Annotated in this window: 16 protein-coding genes; 7 read left to right on the top strand and 9 right to left on the bottom strand. The window is 71.0% G+C overall.

Translation table 11 applies throughout. From position 1 onward, the window contains the following. Positions 1-105: 105 nt before the first annotated feature. Positions 106-1,521, top strand: coding sequence for a PepSY-associated TM helix domain-containing protein (locus ACIA8K_RS32980; protein WP_396066405.1), 1,416 nt, complete (start codon positions 106-108; stop codon positions 1,519-1,521). Between the two features lie 137 nt (positions 1,522-1,658). Here the strand turns inward: ACIA8K_RS32980 and ACIA8K_RS32975 are convergent, their stop codons facing one another. Beyond that, a complete protein-coding gene (locus ACIA8K_RS32975) occupies positions 1,659-2,867 on the bottom strand; it encodes an MFS transporter (RefSeq protein ID WP_396066403.1) in 1,209 nt (402 codons plus the stop codon). Between the two features lie 87 nt (positions 2,868-2,954). Here ACIA8K_RS32975 and ACIA8K_RS32970 point away from each other — a divergent pair, with 87 nt between their 5' ends. Together ACIA8K_RS32970 and ACIA8K_RS32965 are read left to right on the top strand one after the other, a co-directional pair. Next, positions 2,955-3,812, top strand: a complete 858-nt coding sequence (locus ACIA8K_RS32970) for a LysR family transcriptional regulator (protein ID WP_396066401.1) — start codon at positions 2,955-2,957, stop codon at positions 3,810-3,812. Between the two features lie 67 nt (positions 3,813-3,879). Continuing rightward, a complete protein-coding gene (locus ACIA8K_RS32965; protein ID WP_396066399.1) occupies positions 3,880-4,590 on the top strand; it encodes an SDR family oxidoreductase in 711 nt (236 codons plus the stop codon). A gap of 62 nt (positions 4,591-4,652) precedes the next feature. On the opposite strand, the gene ACIA8K_RS32960 is transcribed toward ACIA8K_RS32965, so the two are convergent. Further along, entirely contained in the window at positions 4,653-6,131 is a 1,479-nt protein-coding gene (locus ACIA8K_RS32960; protein ID WP_396066397.1) for a hypothetical protein, read from the bottom strand. Between the two features lie 218 nt (positions 6,132-6,349). Continuing rightward, positions 6,350-6,934 (bottom strand): TetR/AcrR family transcriptional regulator, encoded by a 585-nt coding sequence (locus tag ACIA8K_RS32955; RefSeq protein ID WP_396066395.1) that lies wholly within the window; start codon positions 6,932-6,934, stop codon positions 6,350-6,352. A 94-nt stretch (positions 6,935-7,028) separates the two neighbouring features. Between ACIA8K_RS32955 and ACIA8K_RS32950 the strand changes: the two genes are divergently transcribed. The 3 genes from ACIA8K_RS32950 to ACIA8K_RS32940 all read left to right on the top strand — a co-directional run bounded on the left by ACIA8K_RS32950 (position 7,029) and on the right by ACIA8K_RS32940 (position 8,481). Further along, positions 7,029-7,400 carry a DUF4267 domain-containing protein gene (locus ACIA8K_RS32950; RefSeq protein WP_396066393.1) on the top strand — a complete coding sequence of 124 codons (372 nt, stop codon included), beginning with the start codon at positions 7,029-7,031 and terminating at the stop codon, positions 7,398-7,400. Between the two features lie 111 nt (positions 7,401-7,511). After that, positions 7,512-7,670 carry a hypothetical protein gene (locus tag ACIA8K_RS32945; RefSeq protein ID WP_396066391.1) on the top strand — a complete coding sequence of 53 codons (159 nt, stop codon included), beginning with the start codon at positions 7,512-7,514 and terminating at the stop codon, positions 7,668-7,670. A gap of 136 nt (positions 7,671-7,806) precedes the next feature. After that, positions 7,807-8,481 (top strand): Atu4866 domain-containing protein, encoded by a 675-nt coding sequence (locus ACIA8K_RS32940; protein ID WP_396066389.1) that lies wholly within the window; start codon positions 7,807-7,809, stop codon positions 8,479-8,481. Positions 8,482-8,509: 28 nt separating this feature from the next. Here ACIA8K_RS32940 and ACIA8K_RS32935 read toward each other — a convergent pair whose 3' ends face one another. From ACIA8K_RS32935 to ACIA8K_RS32920, 4 genes are all read right to left on the bottom strand, one after another. Continuing rightward, positions 8,510-9,229: a spermidine synthase gene (locus tag ACIA8K_RS32935; protein WP_396066387.1), complete on the bottom strand. Its 720-nt coding sequence runs from the start codon at positions 9,227-9,229 to the stop codon at positions 8,510-8,512. 120 nt (positions 9,230-9,349) lie between these two features. After that, positions 9,350-10,294, bottom strand: a complete 945-nt coding sequence (locus ACIA8K_RS32930) for an NAD-dependent epimerase/dehydratase family protein (RefSeq protein WP_396066385.1) — start codon at positions 10,292-10,294, stop codon at positions 9,350-9,352. Between the two features lie 134 nt (positions 10,295-10,428). Further along, on the bottom strand, positions 10,429-12,531 hold the full coding sequence (locus ACIA8K_RS32925; RefSeq protein ID WP_396066383.1) for an EAL domain-containing protein: 2,103 nt from the start codon (positions 12,529-12,531) through the stop codon (positions 10,429-10,431). Positions 12,532-12,745: 214 nt separating this feature from the next. Then, positions 12,746-13,345 (bottom strand): TetR/AcrR family transcriptional regulator, encoded by a 600-nt coding sequence (locus tag ACIA8K_RS32920; protein ID WP_396066381.1) that lies wholly within the window; start codon positions 13,343-13,345, stop codon positions 12,746-12,748. Between the two features lie 143 nt (positions 13,346-13,488). On the opposite strand from ACIA8K_RS32920, the gene ACIA8K_RS32915 reads away from it, so the two are divergent. Further along, positions 13,489-14,460: an aldo/keto reductase gene (locus ACIA8K_RS32915; protein WP_396066379.1), complete on the top strand. Its 972-nt coding sequence runs from the start codon at positions 13,489-13,491 to the stop codon at positions 14,458-14,460. A gap of 24 nt (positions 14,461-14,484) precedes the next feature. Here ACIA8K_RS32915 and ACIA8K_RS32910 read toward each other — a convergent pair whose 3' ends face one another. Beyond that, the gene (locus ACIA8K_RS32910; RefSeq protein ID WP_396066377.1) at positions 14,485-15,330 is read right to left on the bottom strand and encodes an NAD-dependent protein deacetylase of SIR2 family; all 846 of its coding nucleotides are present in this window, start codon (positions 15,328-15,330) and stop codon (positions 14,485-14,487) included. Then, on the bottom strand, positions 15,327-16,124 hold the full coding sequence (locus tag ACIA8K_RS32905; protein WP_396066375.1) for a protein-ADP-ribose hydrolase: 798 nt from the start codon (positions 16,122-16,124) through the stop codon (positions 15,327-15,329). The genes ACIA8K_RS32910 and ACIA8K_RS32905 overlap by 4 nt, the downstream gene beginning before the upstream one ends. Between the last annotated feature and the right edge of the window lie 2 nt (positions 16,125-16,126).

The following is a 16,126-nucleotide window of genomic DNA, read 5'->3' as shown; positions in this document are numbered from 1 at the left end:
TCCCGGGTGCACAGACGACTACTGCGCCAGAGGTTGCCGTCGATGCGGACACCTCGCGTTGCCGACCCAGGCGCCCACGCGCCGCCGACACCGAGGATCCTGCAGATGTCCGTCACCACAGACCCGGTCGCACCAGCGGCCCGTACCTCACCGCCCGAGCCCCGCCGCGCCTCCGCGTTCGGCGCGCTGCTGCTCCGCCTGCACTTCTACGCCGGTGTCCTGGTCGCGCCGTTCCTTGTCGTCGCCGCGACCACAGGCCTGCTGTTCGTGTCGACACCGACGCTCGACCGGATCGTCTACGCGCAGGAGTTGCTCGTCGACGACGCCGGCGGTGAGACCGTGCCGATCTCGCAGCAGGTCGCCGCCGCCCGCGCGGCACACCCCGAAGGCACCATCACCGGGGTACGGGTCAAGGGCGGCGAATGGACCACCCACGTCGACTTCGCGATGCCGGAGCTGGCCGCCGAGGAGAAGGTGCACACGGTCTACGTCGACCCGTACACCGGAACGGTGACCGGGCAGCTGACCACCCAGTTCGGCTGGACGCCGCTGCAGTCCTGGCTCGACGTGCTACACCGCGACCTGCACCTCGGCGCGGTCGGCAACCTCTACTCCGAGCTCGCCGCGAGCTGGCTGTGGGTGATCGCGCTCGGCGGCATCGTGCTCTGGTGGCGCCGCCGCCGCAGCGTCCGCAAGATGCTCGCCCCCGAGCTCTCGGCGAAGAAGGGCGTCCGGCGCACCCGCGGCTGGCACGGCGCGGTCGGCGCCTGGCTGCTCGTCGGCCTGCTCGGCCTCTCCGCGACCGGCCTGACCTGGTCCAACTACGCGGGTGCGAACTTCGGGCTGCTGATCGCGCAGATCAAGGGCGAGACGCCGTACGTGTCGACCGCGCTCACCTCCGCCCCGGCCGGCGAGAACGGCGGCCACCACGGCGGCGGCACCGCGCCCGCCACCGGCGGCGACCCGGACGGCATCGACACCGCGCTCACCGTCGCCCGGGACAACGGCCTGGACGGGCCGGTCTCCATCGTGCCACCGGCCGACGCGACCACCGCGTGGAAGGTCAGCCAGGCCGACAACCAGTGGCCGGAACGGCTTGACAGCGTCGCCGTCGACACCACCTCCGGCACGGTCGTGGACAGGGTCGACTTCGCCGACTGGCCGTTCACCGCGAAGCTCACCAGCTGGGGCATCAACGCCCACATGGGCCTGCTGTTCGGCGTGGTCAACCAGATCGTGCTTGCCGCGCTCGCGATCGGCCTGCTGTGCGTCATCTTCTGGGGCTACCGCATGTGGTGGCAGCGCCGTCCCACCCGCGATGCCCGCCGCGCGCCGGTCGGCACCGCCCCGGCCCGGGTCGACTGGCGGACGGTACCCGCCTGGGCGGTCGTCGTCGGCATCCTGGTCATCTTCGCGATCGGCTGGGCGCTGCCGCTGCTCGGCATCACGCTTGCCGTGTTCGTCGCGGTCGACGCGATCGCAGGCGCGGTCCGCGACCGCAGGACCCCGGCCGGAAGCTGACGACACCGGCGCGTGGCCGTCCCACCCGGGGCGGCCACGCGCCGGCCCACGCCGAGCGTCGGGCCGCCTCGGCCGTAAAAGCGCGAACCGCCCTGACCCGGCCGTTGTGGTCGCCGGCCCGCGCACTGTCGGTCCGGTCAACGGGCGGCAGCCGGCGCTTCCGGGGCGGCGTCGGCTGCGGCGAGCACGGGGTCGGCGATCGCCAGGGCCAGGGCCGACAGCACGACCAGGCCTCCGACAAGCGCGGTCGGGCGCAGGCCGGCCAGGGTGAGGACCGCGCCGCCGAGATATGAGCCGCCCGCGATGCCGAGGTTGAACGCGGCCGAGTTGGTGGCGGCGGCCATGTCCACGCTTCGCGGGGCGACCACGAGCACCCGGGCGGTCAACGCCGGGCCGATCGTGCCGAGCGCGAACCCGGAGACTGCGGTACAGGCGACGACCGCGACAGGGGAACCGGCGAGCGCCCACATGCCGAGTAGTGAGGCGGCCTGCAGCGCTGTCGATCCGATCATGACAAGGTCCGGGCGGCGGTCGACAAGCAGGCCGCAGGCGATCACGCCGGCCAGGCCGGTCAGGCCGCGCAGCAGCAGCACCGGGCCGATCGCGACATCGTCCAGGCCGGTGATCTCGGTCAGGAACGGCGTGGTGAACGTGAACGCGGCGAACAGGCCGCCGACCGACAGCACCGTCATCGCGGTGAGCGCGCGATAGCGGCGGGCGCTTGGTAGGGCACCGGCGGCCGCCGCTCCGGTGCGTGGCGGGCTGGCCGGCATCAGCGCGGCCACCAGGACGAACGCGATCAGCCCGAGTGCGGCCAGCGCGTAGAACGCGGTCTGCCAGCCGGCCGTCTGCCCAAGCCAGGTTCCGGCCGGGACGCCGAGCATCGGGGCGAGCGCGGATCCGCCGAACACGATCGAGGCGGCGCGGCCCCGCATCTCGGCGGAGACCAGGCCCGCCGCGGCCGGCCCGACCACCGCCCAGAACACCGACTGGCTCAGCGCGACCACGACGCGCGCGCCGAGAAGCAGCGGGTAGGTCGGCGCGAGCGCGGACGCGACAGTCGCCGCAGCGAAAACGGCGAGAAGAACCGAGAGCAACAGCCGCCGGGGTACGGCCCGGAAAAGCCACGCCAGCGGCACCGACACGACGGCGACGGTCAGCCCGTACCCGGTGACGAGCAGGCCCGCGTCCGGAAGCGAGACCCGGTAGTGGCCGGCGATCAGCGGCAACAGCCCGACCGGAAGCGTCTCCATCGCCACGAAGCAGAACGCCCCGGCGCCCATCGCGGCGAGCGCACCTGCCGTCCGCGCGGTCGTCGCCGTCCACTGTGTCTTCTCGATCGTCACGGAACCCACCCCAGCGGTGGGATCGGAATATGTCAATCACATTCCGTCCGGCGAGGTCACGCCGTTCCGGCTGGTTGAATCTGCGGTATGGGTGACCTGAACCTGCGGCGCTTGCGGTACTTCCTGACCCTGGCGGACGAGCTGAACTACGGGCGGGCCGCCGAACTGCTTCACGTCGCGCAGCCCGCGCTGAGCCGGTCGATCTCCGCGCTGGAGCGGGAGCTTGGGGTGCGGCTGTTCGTGCGCTCGCGGGCCGGGACCCGGCTGGCGCCCGCCGGTGAGCTGCTTCGCGACGAGGCCCGTGCGCTGCTGCACGCCGCGGACGTGCTGCAGCAGCGACTCCGGCTCGCCGACCGGGAGGGGCGGCGGGTGACGATCGGGTTCATGCCGGGAATGGTGCTGACGCCTGTGGTACGGCACCTGGAGGAGCGGTTCCCGGGGCTGCGGGTGGAGGTGTGCCGGGCCTCCTGGCACGAGCAGATCACCGCGCTTCGCGAGGGCAGGTTCGACGCGGTGTACGCGCAACGCCCGTTCGACGAGGACGGGCTGACAGTGGTCGACCTCTACGCGGAGCCGCGGGTGGTGGCGCTGCCGGCCGGGCACCCGCTTGCGACGCCGGGCGGGGTGCGGCTGGCGGACCTCGCCGGGGAGGAGTTGCTGCAGCCGGCTGAAGCCGTACCAGAGTGGATTTTTCCGTCTTTTTCCGGTCCGTCGTCGTTGTCGGTCGAGGAGAAGTTCGAGAACGTGGCCGCCGGGCGCGGCGTCGTGATCGTGCCGGAGTCGGTGACGCGTTACTACCGGCGGCCGGACCTGGCGTTCGTCCCGGTGACGGATCTGCCCGACGCCGAGTTCTGCCTGGTCGTCGAGGCGCGCCGGCGCTCCGCCGTGCTGCGGGAACTGCTGGCGTTCTCCACTCATGCCGATCCGGCATCTGTTGGGACCTGACTGGTCTTGGACGGGATGCGCCGGTGCGCCGAACACTGAGCAGCGACTCCGTCGAAAGGAACACATCGTGCCTCTCTCGTCCTCCTCCCGGGTCGTCGTCATCGGCGGCACAAGCGGAATCGGCCTCGCCGTCGCCCAGGCTGCGGCGGCCACCGGCGCGCAGGTGATCGTGGGCTCGCGCGCGGAAGAGTCAGTGAAGCGGGCGCTCGGCGCGCTGCCCGCCCACGCCTCCGGTGCGCCGGTGGACGTCACCTCGTCCGCGTCTCTAGCGGCGTTCTTCGCCGGGGTGGGCGCGTTCGACCACCTCGTCTACACGGCCGGCGACGCGCTCGCCCGCGGCCTGATCGCGGACTACGACCCGGCAGTGGCCCGCGACTTCTTCGACGTGCGGCTGTTCCGCGCGCTTGACGCGGTCCGCCTCGCGCTGCCCACGCTCAGCGGCACCGGCTCGGTGACGCTCACCGCGGGCGCGGCCGCGTTCCACGGCGGCGCGGGCCGGCTGCTCGGCTCCACGGTCGGCGGCGCGGTCATCACGGCCGCCCGCTCGCTTGCCGCCGAACTCGCGCCGGTCCGCGTCAACGTGGTGGCGCCCGGGATCGTGCGCACTCCACTGTGGTCGGACACTCCCCCGGAGTTCCTCGACCGGGCCGGCGGCGCCACGCTGCTGGGCCGGGTCGCCGAGCCGGACGACGTGGCCAAGGCCTACGTCGCCCTGCTCGACCAGGACTACATCACCGGAAACGTAACGCTCGTGGACGGCGGCAGCGTGCTTGTCTAGCCGCTACGAACCCGGCCCCCACCCATCAACCGCGGCGCGGGCGGGGCGGCTTGTCCACCATGTCAGCGCGGCCCGGCGGGGATGGCCGTGACGATCCGCCACACACCGGGCGACTCATAGCGGTAGGTCGCCGTCCGACGGTCGCTGTCGTAGACGACGTCACCCCGCGCGTCGAAGGTGAACCGGGCGGTCGTCGGTGTCTGGTAGCCGGGATTGGAAATGTTGAGTGTGCGCAGATTCGCCGTGATCCGCCTGCGCAGGTTGGCCCCGGCCGCCGCGACGAACGGGCCGATGCTTGCCACCGCCGGCCGGGCACCGTTACGCACCGCCGCACGAATCGCGATGATCAGCGCCCGGGTCGCGTCGAAGGCGGCCGCCGAGTACGGCGTCGCGTCCTTGCCCCCGGACTTGACCTGGTAGGAGGCTTCAAAATCGCTCCGGTACGGATTGGCCGGGTCGTGCGGCACGGGCGCGATCGCGTACAGCTCGCCGTCGGTGCGCGCAGGATCGCTGAATCCCACGTTCATCAGGGTGGCCGGGCCCGCGAAAATCGTCTTCGCGGCCCACGGCTGCTGCCACATCGCCCGGTACAACGAGACGCCTTTGACTCCGGTGCCGCAGTAGAGAATCAGCGCAGGAGCATCGGAGCGCTCGCGGACCAACCCGACGGCCCGGTCCGCGCTCACATTCTCAAGTTCGTCCCCGGGATGTTCCTTCTTCCACTTCGTCGTGAAGGTCGCCGCGAACCCGTTACCGAAGCTCGATCCGTCGGAGGCGACGATGACCCGCCGCGTGCCACCCGCCGGTGCCGGCTTCATGCCGGACAGCTGGGCGACGAGCTCGGTCACCCGCACCTCGTCCTGGACCGCCATGCGGAAGAAGGTGCTGTCCGGTGGCACGGTGGCGAGCCGTTCGCAAGTCTCGCCCCGGGCGGTCAGGCAGTTCAGCGTGGTCGACGGGCTGATCATCGGCACGCCGGCCGCCGAGACCTCGGAGATCTCGTCGAGCGCGGTGTCGCTGTGGAACGGCCCGACGATCCCCACGAGCCGCGGGTCCGCGAGCAACGTGCCGAGACTGCCGCCGGACCTGAGGTCGGCCGTGCCGTCCGCGGACATGAGAGTGATCCCGCCGCCGATGTTCGAGTCGTCGAACGGGACGAGTTCGATGTCGTGCGGGCCGATGCCGAGATCACTCTCGGCATTCACGGCGAGCTTGACGCCGTTGAGCACCGCCAGGGCATCCTGCGGATCCTCCGCGAGGAACGGCATGCTCACCCCGATCCGGATCACCGGGCGTTGCGAGACCACCCAGGTGGCGTAGCAGGTGGCGACCACCATGGCGGCGACAAGCAGATGCCCCACCTGCCGAAGTGATCCTTGGGTGTGTCTGCGCGCGGCGGTGGAGTGCTGTGCCACGGCCAGCCCGACGCCGATCAGGCTGAGGACCATCGTGTACGTGCTCACGACGTTGTCACGGCCCTCCCACGCCGCGAAGACGCCCGCGGAGGCGGCGACGGCTGTCGCGATGACCGTGACAGCCACGACCCACCGGTGTGACAACCTCCCGGGCGGGGCCACGGCACCGGGTGCGGGCTCCGGTACGGCGGGCGCCGCCACGGCGATGCGGCGCGCGGGCCGGCCGGGGCGTTTACGATGCGGCACGCTCTCCTCCTCCTGCTGATTCCGCAGTTTCGGCAGGAGGGCACACCGGCAGACGCACGTCGGGTCCGATATCAGGATTTATGACACTATCGACGTACCTATGACACGGCGCGGCCGGCGAACTGGGCGGCGAGCAAGGCGAGGCGTCGTTCGTGCCGCTCGCCTGGCAGGCGGCCACCTCCCGTCAGGGTGACAAGTCCGTGCAGACCGGACCAGAGCAGCTCGGTGAGGTCGTCGAGGTCGTGGGGGCCGGCGAACGGCTGCAAGGCTCCGCGGAGGGCGCCGAACGCGTCCCGCAATGCCACGGGCGTCTCCGGGTGGTCGAACCGCAGACCCACGGTGCGGACGAACATGGCGTCGTACAGCGCCGGGCGCCGCTCGGCGAAGTCGGCGTAGGCCGAGACGACCGCGGCCAGTGCCGCCTGGGGGGTGGAAGCCCCGTCCCGCGCCCCGTGCAGGTGGGTGGCGATCTCGGCGAAGCCCTCCACCGCGACCGCGGCCATGATGGCGTCCTTGCCCTTGAAGTGGCTGTAGAGCACCGGCTGGCTGTACTCGATCAGCTCGGCCAGCCGCCGGGTGGTCACCGCGTCCCACCCCTCCGCCTCGGCGAGGTCTCGGGCCGTCGTGATGATCAGTCGCTCGCGGAGTGCACGTTCCCGCTCACGGCGTTCCTGGGCAGACATGACAGCAATGCTAGCGGGGCTAGAAAACCTGTCACCGGATTGCTAGTGTCGAATTTGTTTCTAGCAGTGCTAGGAAACATCGAAAGGATCACCGATGCTCGCTGTTCTGGCCTACGGACTCTCTGCATTCCTCGACGTTTTCATCATCGTCATCGGCGCCCGCTTCATACTCGCCCCGAACACCGCGGCGGCAGGCTACGGCGTACCTGCCAAGCCCGACGGCGATGCCGCCTACCTGGCCGTCAAGGGCGTACGGGACATTACCTCCGGCGTCGTGGGCCTGGCGCTGCTGACCTTCGTCGGAGCCCAGGCGGGCGCCTGGTTCATGCTCGCCGTCGCCCTGATCCCGCTCGGCGACATGGTGATCGTGCTGCGCCACGGCGGCACGAAAGCCGTCGCCTTCGGCGTCCACCTTGCCACCGCCGTCGTCGTTCTGATCAGCGCGGCCCTGCTGTTCGCCGTCTGATCATGGACCCGCCGAAGCCGAAGCCGATGCCGTTCCGCTCCGGCTCCGGCTGCTCCACGACGTCGACGACGTCGACGACCTCGACGACCTCGACGACCTCGACGAGGCGGGATGGTCGACGGTGCTGGACGCCGGCCCAGACCAACCCAGGTCACCAGCTCATCGACCGGCGAGCTGCTCGGCGTCGCCGCCACCGGCTTCGACATCAGCGACGTCGTCGACGTGACGGAACTCCTTCTCGATCCGGCCGCCCCGTCCCCGCTGCCCTGACCACCTACCGATCACCCTGGAGAACGTACGAGGCGCGGTGAGCACGGGCAGCCATCCAGGGTGGAGCGCGCCCTGGATAGCGGGCAGCCGCACGACGCAGAGTCGAGGAAACCACCCGACGCCCAGGAGCTGCCTCATGGAACGCCTCGACGAGACCGTGCTGACGACGATCGCCGCGTCGTCACACCGCCCGCTGCTGTTCGCACACGCCACGATCCGCACGCTCGATCCGATAATCGGTGAACTACCCGACGCGGACCTGCTGGTCGGCGGCGCGGTCGTGGTCGGTGTCGGCCCCGGCCTGCACACCGCCGCGGAGGACGACGACATGATCGTCGTCGACTGCACCGGCCTCACCATCGTGCCCGCGGTCCTCGACGGCGTCGCCGCCGCCGGTCTGCGCCCGCACCCCGCCACGCTCGCCCCGGGCGCCCCGGCCACGTTCCTGGTCGTCACGGACGACGCCGTGGACCCCGGCCGCACCGCCGCGATCATCGTCGACGGCCGGATCACCGCGATCAACGGCCGCCGCCTGGTTCCGGCGCCCGACGAGGTGGCGTCCACCCTGCCGGACCCGAAGGACAGCCCGTACCTCGGGATGTGGATCGACGAGACGGGGTTCCTGCACCAGGAGCTGACCGCCGACGGCCGCTACGACGAGACCCGCGGTGGCCGCCCGCACGCCTACCAGGGCTCCTTCTGGATCGACGGCACCCGCATCACCTACCGCGACGACCTCGGCTTCTGGGCCTTCGGCGACTTCACCGGCGACACCCTCCACCACGCCGGCTACACCCTCCACCGCCGATGACCCGTCTCCCGGCCGGCCGGCTACGGCGTCATCCGGCCTTGCTCGCGACATAAACGGTGTTTGCGGACCGGCCGGTGGTCAGCGGGTTGGCGAACGGCACCACGTGCGCGGTCGCGGTGGCGAACCCCTGCCGGAGCAGGGACAGGAAGGACTCCTCGGGGGCGTCGTCGGACCACAGGCCGAACACGCCACCCGGGCGCAGACGGTCACTGACCCGCTGCAGGCCCTCGCCGGTGTAGAGATCGGCGTGGGCGGGGTCCAGGACGTTGACCGGCGAGTGGTCGATGTCGACAAGGATCGCGTCGAAGGTACGGCCCGGCGTCGAGGGGTCGAAGCCCGTGCCGTCCCGCAGCAGCGCGAAGAAGTCACCCTCCAGGAGCGTGGTGCGCGGGTCGGAGGTGAGCGTGCGGGCGTCGGGCAGCAGCTCGCGGCGGTGCCAGTCGATCACCGGGGCGAGTGCCTCGACCACGATCAGCGAACGGACCCGGTCGTCGGTGAGGACGGTACGGGCGGTGTAGCCGAGCCCGAGGCCGCCGACGACGACGTCACACGGGGCATCCGGCAGGGCGGCGAGCGCGAGCCGGGAAAGCTCCTCCTCGGCGACCGTGAACATGCTTGACATCAGGTACTCATCGCCGAGCTTCACCTCGTACACCCGCGTGTTTGTGGTGGGTTCGAGGCGCTGACGCAGGCTGATCTCGCCGATGTGTGTCTGTGCCCAGCCGAGCTCGGCGAATCGCGGGTGCATGGTCTTCCTTACAGCGCGGGGTGGACCGCGCCGGGACGACAGCCGGAGGCCCCGCAACGCGATGCCGCAGACCATAGACCCTCCGAGGGCCGAGATGGGGGACGCAGCGCCGGACCGGCCTCAGGCGTCGTGGCCGTCGCGGAGCCAGGCGAGGTAGTCGGCTGCTGCGCGGGCGGTGTCGTACTCCGGGGTGAAGCCGGTGTCCTCGTGTAGGCGGGTGATGTCGAGCCAGGCACGGGGTGCGCCGGCGTGCCCGGTGGGCAGGTCGATGTCGGCGTCGGGGACGACGGCCCGGAGCGCGGCGATAATCTCGGCGTTGGAGGTGGCCCGGCCGGACGCGACGTTGTAGGTGGCATGACGGAGCTTCTCCGCACCGTGGAGCAGCGCGATGGCGCGGCCGGTGTCCTTGACGTAGCAGAGGTCGAGCGCATCCTCCGCGTACGGCGTGGCGGCCAGGCCGGACAGGTCGGGCGCGACGCCCCGGGCTGCCGCGTGCACAAGCGCGGGCCCGGCGAAGAACGGGTCGGCGTGGCCGCGCGGGCCCCAGGTGCCGGAGATGCGGTAGTTGACCACCTCGATGCCGGTGGCGTCCGCCAGGTAGCCGCCGAGCAGCTCACCCGCCTTCTTGAACGTCGGGATCAGGTGCGCGGCGCCCATCGAGAGCGGCATGTCCTCGGTCAGCGCGCCCTCGGTCAGGCCGCTCGACAGGTACACCCCGATTGTGCTCGCCACGCCCACGCGTCGCACGCCCCAGTCCTGCGCGACCTGCATGATGTTGAACAGGCTGCCGAGCGCCAGGCGCGCGTCCTCGACCGGCGCGCCGGTGTTCGGCGGCCACGGCATCGAGCCGGCCAGGTGCACGATCCCGGTGATGTCGTGCCGCTCGCCGACCGCGCGCAGTGAGGCGAGGTCCCTGATGTCGGCCTGCTCCACAGCGACGTCGCCGGTGCGATCCGGCGTCGAGGCACGCCGCTGCACAAGCACGCAGTGCTCGCCCTGATCCAGCAGCGCCTGCACGGTGTGCGACCCGATGAAGCCCAGGCCTCCGGTGACCAGAATGCTCATGTCGCCAGCCCTTCGATAGAAACGGAACCTTGCTCCGCAAATATACGGAACAAGGTTCCGATTCGTCAACCGCCGGGTACGGCGCGGCGACGTCGAGTCGTTGCGATCGCGCCAAGGCCTCGGCGGCCCTGCGGTCAGAGCGGCGGGTGGAGCAGGTGGGCGAGCGCCTCCGGCCGCAACGGGCGGCCCAGCAGATAGCCCTGACCCTGATCGCATCCCAGGGCGATGAGCCGATCGAGCTGGCCGGTCGTCTCGATGCCTTCGGCGACCACTGTCATGCCGAGCACGTGCCCCATGGCGGTCACCGCCGCGACGATCTCGCGGCCCCGGCCCCCGGTCTCGAGGTGACTGACGAAGCTCCTATCGATCTTGAGAACGTTGGCCGGGAACTGCATCAGATGCGCCAGCGACGAATATCCGGTACCGAAGTCGTCCAGGGCGATATGCACACCGAGCCGAGACAGGTCGGCCAAGGCATCACGCGCTTCCGCCATGTCGAGCAGCTGCGCCGTCTCGGTCAGCTCCAGGCACAGCTGAGCCGGCGCAATCCGATGACGGTCCAGGACGTCCTTGACGATCGCGGCGAAGTCCGGAGCGCACAGCTGCCGGCTCGAGACGTTGACCGCCATCGTGAGCGGTGGCAGGGCCGGGTCATGCCGCGCCGACCATTCGACCAGCTGGCGGCAGGCCTCGTGAAGCACCCAGGTGCCGATTGAGACGATCAGGCCCCGGTCCTCCGCGATGCCGATGAACTCCGTCGGCGGCACGACGCCACGCGCCGGGTGATCCCACCTGATGAGCGCCTCGGCGCCGACGACGGACCGGTCATGCAGGGAGAGCAGCGGCTGGTACTCAAGGCGCAGCTGACGGTGCTCAAGCGCCCGCGCCAGATCGGCCTCCACTGTGTACCGCTTGGTGGCGCGGTCCCGCAGCTGCGGGTCGAAGCACTGGTAACAGTTCCGCCCACGGGCCTTCGCCTGGTACATCGCCGCGTCGGCGTCACGGACGAGGTCCTCCGCGATGGCGGACGGATCGGTGGTCACCACGAATCCCACGCTCGCGGTGACGAACAGCTCGTGGCCGTTGTCGATGAACGGCTCGCTGAGGCTGCTGACCATTCGGCCGGCGATGGCATGGGCGTCGTCGTCCGTGCAGAAATCGTCGAGCACGACGACGAACTCGTCTCCGCCGAAACGCGCCACCGTGTCGCTCGGCCGGCAGAGGGAGGTGAGCCGCCGGCCCGCCTCCACGAGCACGTGGTCACCCACCCCGTGGCCGTACGTGTCGTTGATGGCCTTGAACTGGTCCAGGTCGATGAAGAACAGCACGATCCGCCCGGGACGACGTTTCATCCGCGCCAGGGCGTGATTGAGCCTGTCGATCAGCAGCACCCGGTTGGCCAGCCCGGTCACCGGATCATGAACCGCCTGGTAGGCCAGTTTGTCCTGGGTCCGTTTCAGCTCGGTGACCTCACGGGTGGACGTCACCACGCCGATCGGCGGCCCCTGATCCGTCTCCCGGTGCGCGGCCATGTGCGACTGGAAGTCCCGGCGCTTGGGCCCGGCGCCGTAGGAGAAGTCCACCGAGCAGCTGTCGCCGGTGGCCAGCACGCCGGCGAGGCCCGCCTCCCAGCTCGGCAGGGCCGCGAGCTCACCGCCGAGCTCACGATCGGTCCTGCCCAGCAGGTCCTGACTCGGCAGCCCCTGCAGCCGTTCGGTGGCCGTGTTCACGTACCTGTAGCGCAGGTCGGCGTCGTAGAGCGCGATGGCGTCGGCCGAGGTGTCCAGGACGGTACGGAGCTGGGCCTCGACGCGGCTGATCTCGGCGTGCGCCGACGCCAGGGCAGCCGCGTTGCGGGTCGCTTCCCGCTCCGCCTCCACCAGCCGGGTGATGTCACGCGAGATGCCGAACGTGCCGATGATCCGGCCGTCGTCGTCACGAAGTGGGAACTTGGTACTGGTGACCCACCGGTCGGGACGATCAGGCCAGGTCTCGTGCTCCTGCTTGTTGACCACCGGCTCACCGGTGGCGATGATGCGCTGCTCGTCAGCGTACGCCTCAGCCGCGTGCTCGTGCCCGTAGAGGTCGAAGTCCGAGAGCCCGATGAGCTCCTCGGGCTTACCGCCGGTGAGCGCGCCCCACGCCTTGCTCAGCCACACGAACCTGCTCTGCAGATCCTTGAAGTAGATGACCTCGTCGGTGGCGTCGAGCAGATTGCGGGCGTACACCTGCCGCATGTCCCCGCCGCTACGGTGAGGCGGCGGCCGGTCCGGCACGGAGGCCCAGTCCATGGCGCACCTCCACTCCCCCGAGCGCTGATCGACTACGGTCCCGATCGGCAGGACCGGGCCGTAGCGAACGAAAATCGCGCCGGAGATGTCACGGGAGCAGCTCGGTCCGTCGCGGACCTCGCGGCTGACGTGCTCGACGATCGTGGATGAGGCGCGGTGGTCACGCCGGCCAGGCGAGCAGTGCCGTGTCGACGATCTCGTCGAGCGTGTCGGGCCCGAGACCGTTCGCGGCCTGGACGGCGATGCCGAACGCCGTCGTCATGACGTATCGGGCGAGGCGTCCCGGGTCGGCGTCAGGCGGTAGGTCGCCCTCCTCGACGGCGCGCCGGAATCGCGCCTCGAGCTGGTCGCCCGCGTCGATGCGCCAGCCGACCAGGACATCGTGCGCCGGCCGGCCCTGCTCACTCAACGCCAGCGCGCCCTGAACCGACAGGCACCCCGCCGGGCGGCCGGGCGACGTCGTCGTCCTGACCGATCCCCGGAGAAAGGCCTCGGCCACCGCGCGCGCGGTGGGCTCCCGCAGGGCGCGTGTCGCGTAGGAGGCCGGCCCTTCGGCGTAGCGCTGCACGGCCTTGCGGAAGAGCTGCTCCTTGTTGCCGAAGGCGGCGTACATGCTCGACTTGGTGATCCCCATCGCGCCGGTCAGGTCCGTGAGGCTTGTGCCGTCGTACCCCCGCGCCCAGAACACCTGCATGGCCCGCTCGAGCGCCTCCTCGACGTCGAACTCCCGGGGACGGCCGAACACTGTGGATCCACTCATGACGACATCCTCCTCGATTACGGGCCGGCGGGCTGTTCCTCTCCCCACAGGCGACTTTACTTCCGATCGGTCCAGATGTGCTAGCGTTCTGTACCGACCGGGAGTTAAAGCGGTCGTGCCTACCACAGAAGAGGATCACCACGATGAGAACCACCTCGCTCGGCGGACTGAAGACCTCCCGCATCGGCCTGGGCGCCATGGGCATGTCGGCCTTCTACACCGGCGCCGGCCAGCGCGACGACCAGTCGATCCGCACCATCCAGCGGGCCCTGGATCTCGGTGTCACGCACATCGACACCGCCGAGGCGTACGGCCCCTACGTCAACGAGGAACTGGTCGGCCGCGCCATCAAGGGACGCCGGGACGAGGTGGTACTCGCCACCAAGTTCGGCCTCGTCTCGCACACCGGCCGCCCGGGCGCCGACAGCACCCCGGCCAGCATCCGGACGGCCGTGGAGGGCTCACTGCGCCGCCTCGGCACCGACCACCTGGACCTCTACTACCAGCACCGGGGCGACCCGGACACGCCGATCGAGGAGACCGTCGCCGTGCTTGCGGAGCTGGTGACCGAGGGCAAGATCCGTTACATCGGACTGTCCGAGGCCGGGCCAGCGACGATCCGGCGGGCGCACGCCGTTCACCCGATCGCCGCGGTGCAGTCCGAGTACTCGCTGTGGGTCCGTGACCCCGAGGCCGAGGTGCTGCCGGTCCTGCGGGAGCTGGGCGTGGGCCTCGTCCCGTACTCCCCGCTCGGCCGTGGCTTCCTCACCGGCGGCATCCGCACGCTCGACGACCTCGACGCCGACGACTGGCGCCGCACCAACCCGCGCTTCGCCGGCGGCAACCTCGAACGCAACATGCGCATCGTCGACGAGGTACGCGCCGTCGCCGCCGAGGCCGGGGCCACGCCCGCGCAGGCCGCCCTCGCCTGGCTGCTCGCCCAGGGCGACGACATCGTCCCGATCCCCGGCACCACACGCATCGACCGGCTCGCGGAGAACGCCGCCGCCGACGGCATCAGCCTCTCCGGCGACCAGCTCGCCCGGCTGGACACCCTGGCGCCGGCCGCCGGCGACCGCTACGACGAAGCCAACATGGCCGCCCTCGGCCACTGAGCCGATCGTCGGTGGCGAGCCGGTTCAGCTGAGCTGTTCGAGCAGGGTGGCGGCGTCGGTCGCCAGCCCGATCGCCCGCCCGGCCAGTTCCTCAGGCACCTCGGGGTGCTCAAGGTTGATCCGGACCAGGCGGGCGTTCGGGTACCCGAGCGCGACCCGCTCCATCGGCCAGCGCACGACGCTCGGGGTGTTGAAGCCGGTGCCGACGTCCAGGACCAGCAGCTTGGCGTCGGCAGGCGTCGCCTCCAGCCAGTCCTGGATCCGCCGGCCGGCCGCCAGGTGCGGGTCGACGATGAACTCCGGCCCCTTGCGGACGTTGAGGAACACCTCGCCGCCGCAGCGTGGGCAGGCCGGGATCGCCGCCGGGTCGGTCACCTCGCCGGTCGCCGGGTCGTAGGCGGCGAGCGCGGCCTCGACGATCGGCCGGCTGTCCCAGGTCTCCCGGGTGCACGGCACCTCGCACTGGTACCGGGCGTAGTCGCCCTGCGGGGTGAAGATCCGCTCCGGGTCAAAGCCGTTGCGGGCGAACAGGCCGTCGACGTTGCTGGAGAGCACGACGTGTTCCCGGTCGCCGACAAGCGCCCGCAGCCGTTCGTACACCGGGTGCGGTCCGGGCCCGAACCTGATGTCGGCGACGTGCGTGGCCCAGTATCCCCACATCAGCGGCGCGGGCAGCCGGGTGCCGATCAGCTGGTAGCGGGCCCGGAGCCCGCGCCGGTGCAGCGCGGGGAACAGTTCCGCGAACCGGCGGGTGTCGGTGTAGTCGAATCCGGCGGACGCGGACAGTCCCGCCCCGGCGCCGATGACGATCCGGTCGGCCTCGGCGATCCACCGCCGTACCCGCGCTGCTGCTGTGGTGGTGTCGTTCATAGCGCTTCCTTGTAGACGGCCAGGTCATCGGCGGAGAAGACGTCGAAGACGACGCGGTCGAGCACGCCGGGGTGCGCGGCCAGCCAGGCCGCTGTGGTGCCGAGCGCGATCCGGGCGGCCGCCGCCTTCGGGAACCCGAACAGGCCGGTGCTGATCGCGCAGAACGCGACAGTGCGGATGTCCCCGGCGGCCGCGGCCAGATCCAGGCAGGACCGGTACGACGAGGCCAGCACCGCCTCGTGCGCGGGAGTCAGCGGCCCGTCGACGATCGGGCCGACAGTGTGCAGCACGTACCGGGCCGGCAGGTGGTAGCCGCGGGTGATCTTCGCGCCGCCGGACGGCTCCGGCGTGCCCTGCGCGGTCATGATCGTGTGGCAGTCCGCACGCAGCCGCGGGCCGGCCGCCGCGTGGATGACGTTGTCGACGCACCTGTGCGACGGCTGAAAACAGCCGAGCAGCGCGCTGTTGGCGGCGTTCACGATCGCGTCGGCGCGAAGCGTGGTGATGTCGCCCTGCCAGAGCGCCACCGTACCGTCGATGGTCGGCAGTTCCCGGGCGTCGACGTGCGGACGCCCGGCGCGTTCGCCGCCGAGCAGCGCGTCAAGAGCGCGATGCGCGTCGTCCGGCAGCGGCCCGGGCTCGCGGACTGTCAGCAGCGCCCGCAGCCGCTCCCGGTCCGGGCCTCCGGTGAGCCGCGCGACAAGCGCGCCGAACTCCGCCGGGCGTGCTGGACCGGCCGCCGGTGTGAACGGCCGGTCCAGGTCGACGAGGTGTCGATAGTCGTCGAGCCGCATGG

The sequence above is a fragment of the Catenuloplanes sp. NPDC051500 genome, assembly GCF_044454585.1.
Taxonomy (GTDB): domain Bacteria; phylum Actinomycetota; class Actinomycetes; order Mycobacteriales; family Micromonosporaceae; genus Catenuloplanes.
Note: the sequence above shows the minus strand (reverse complement) of the source record. Positions and strands in the feature narration are given on the sequence as shown.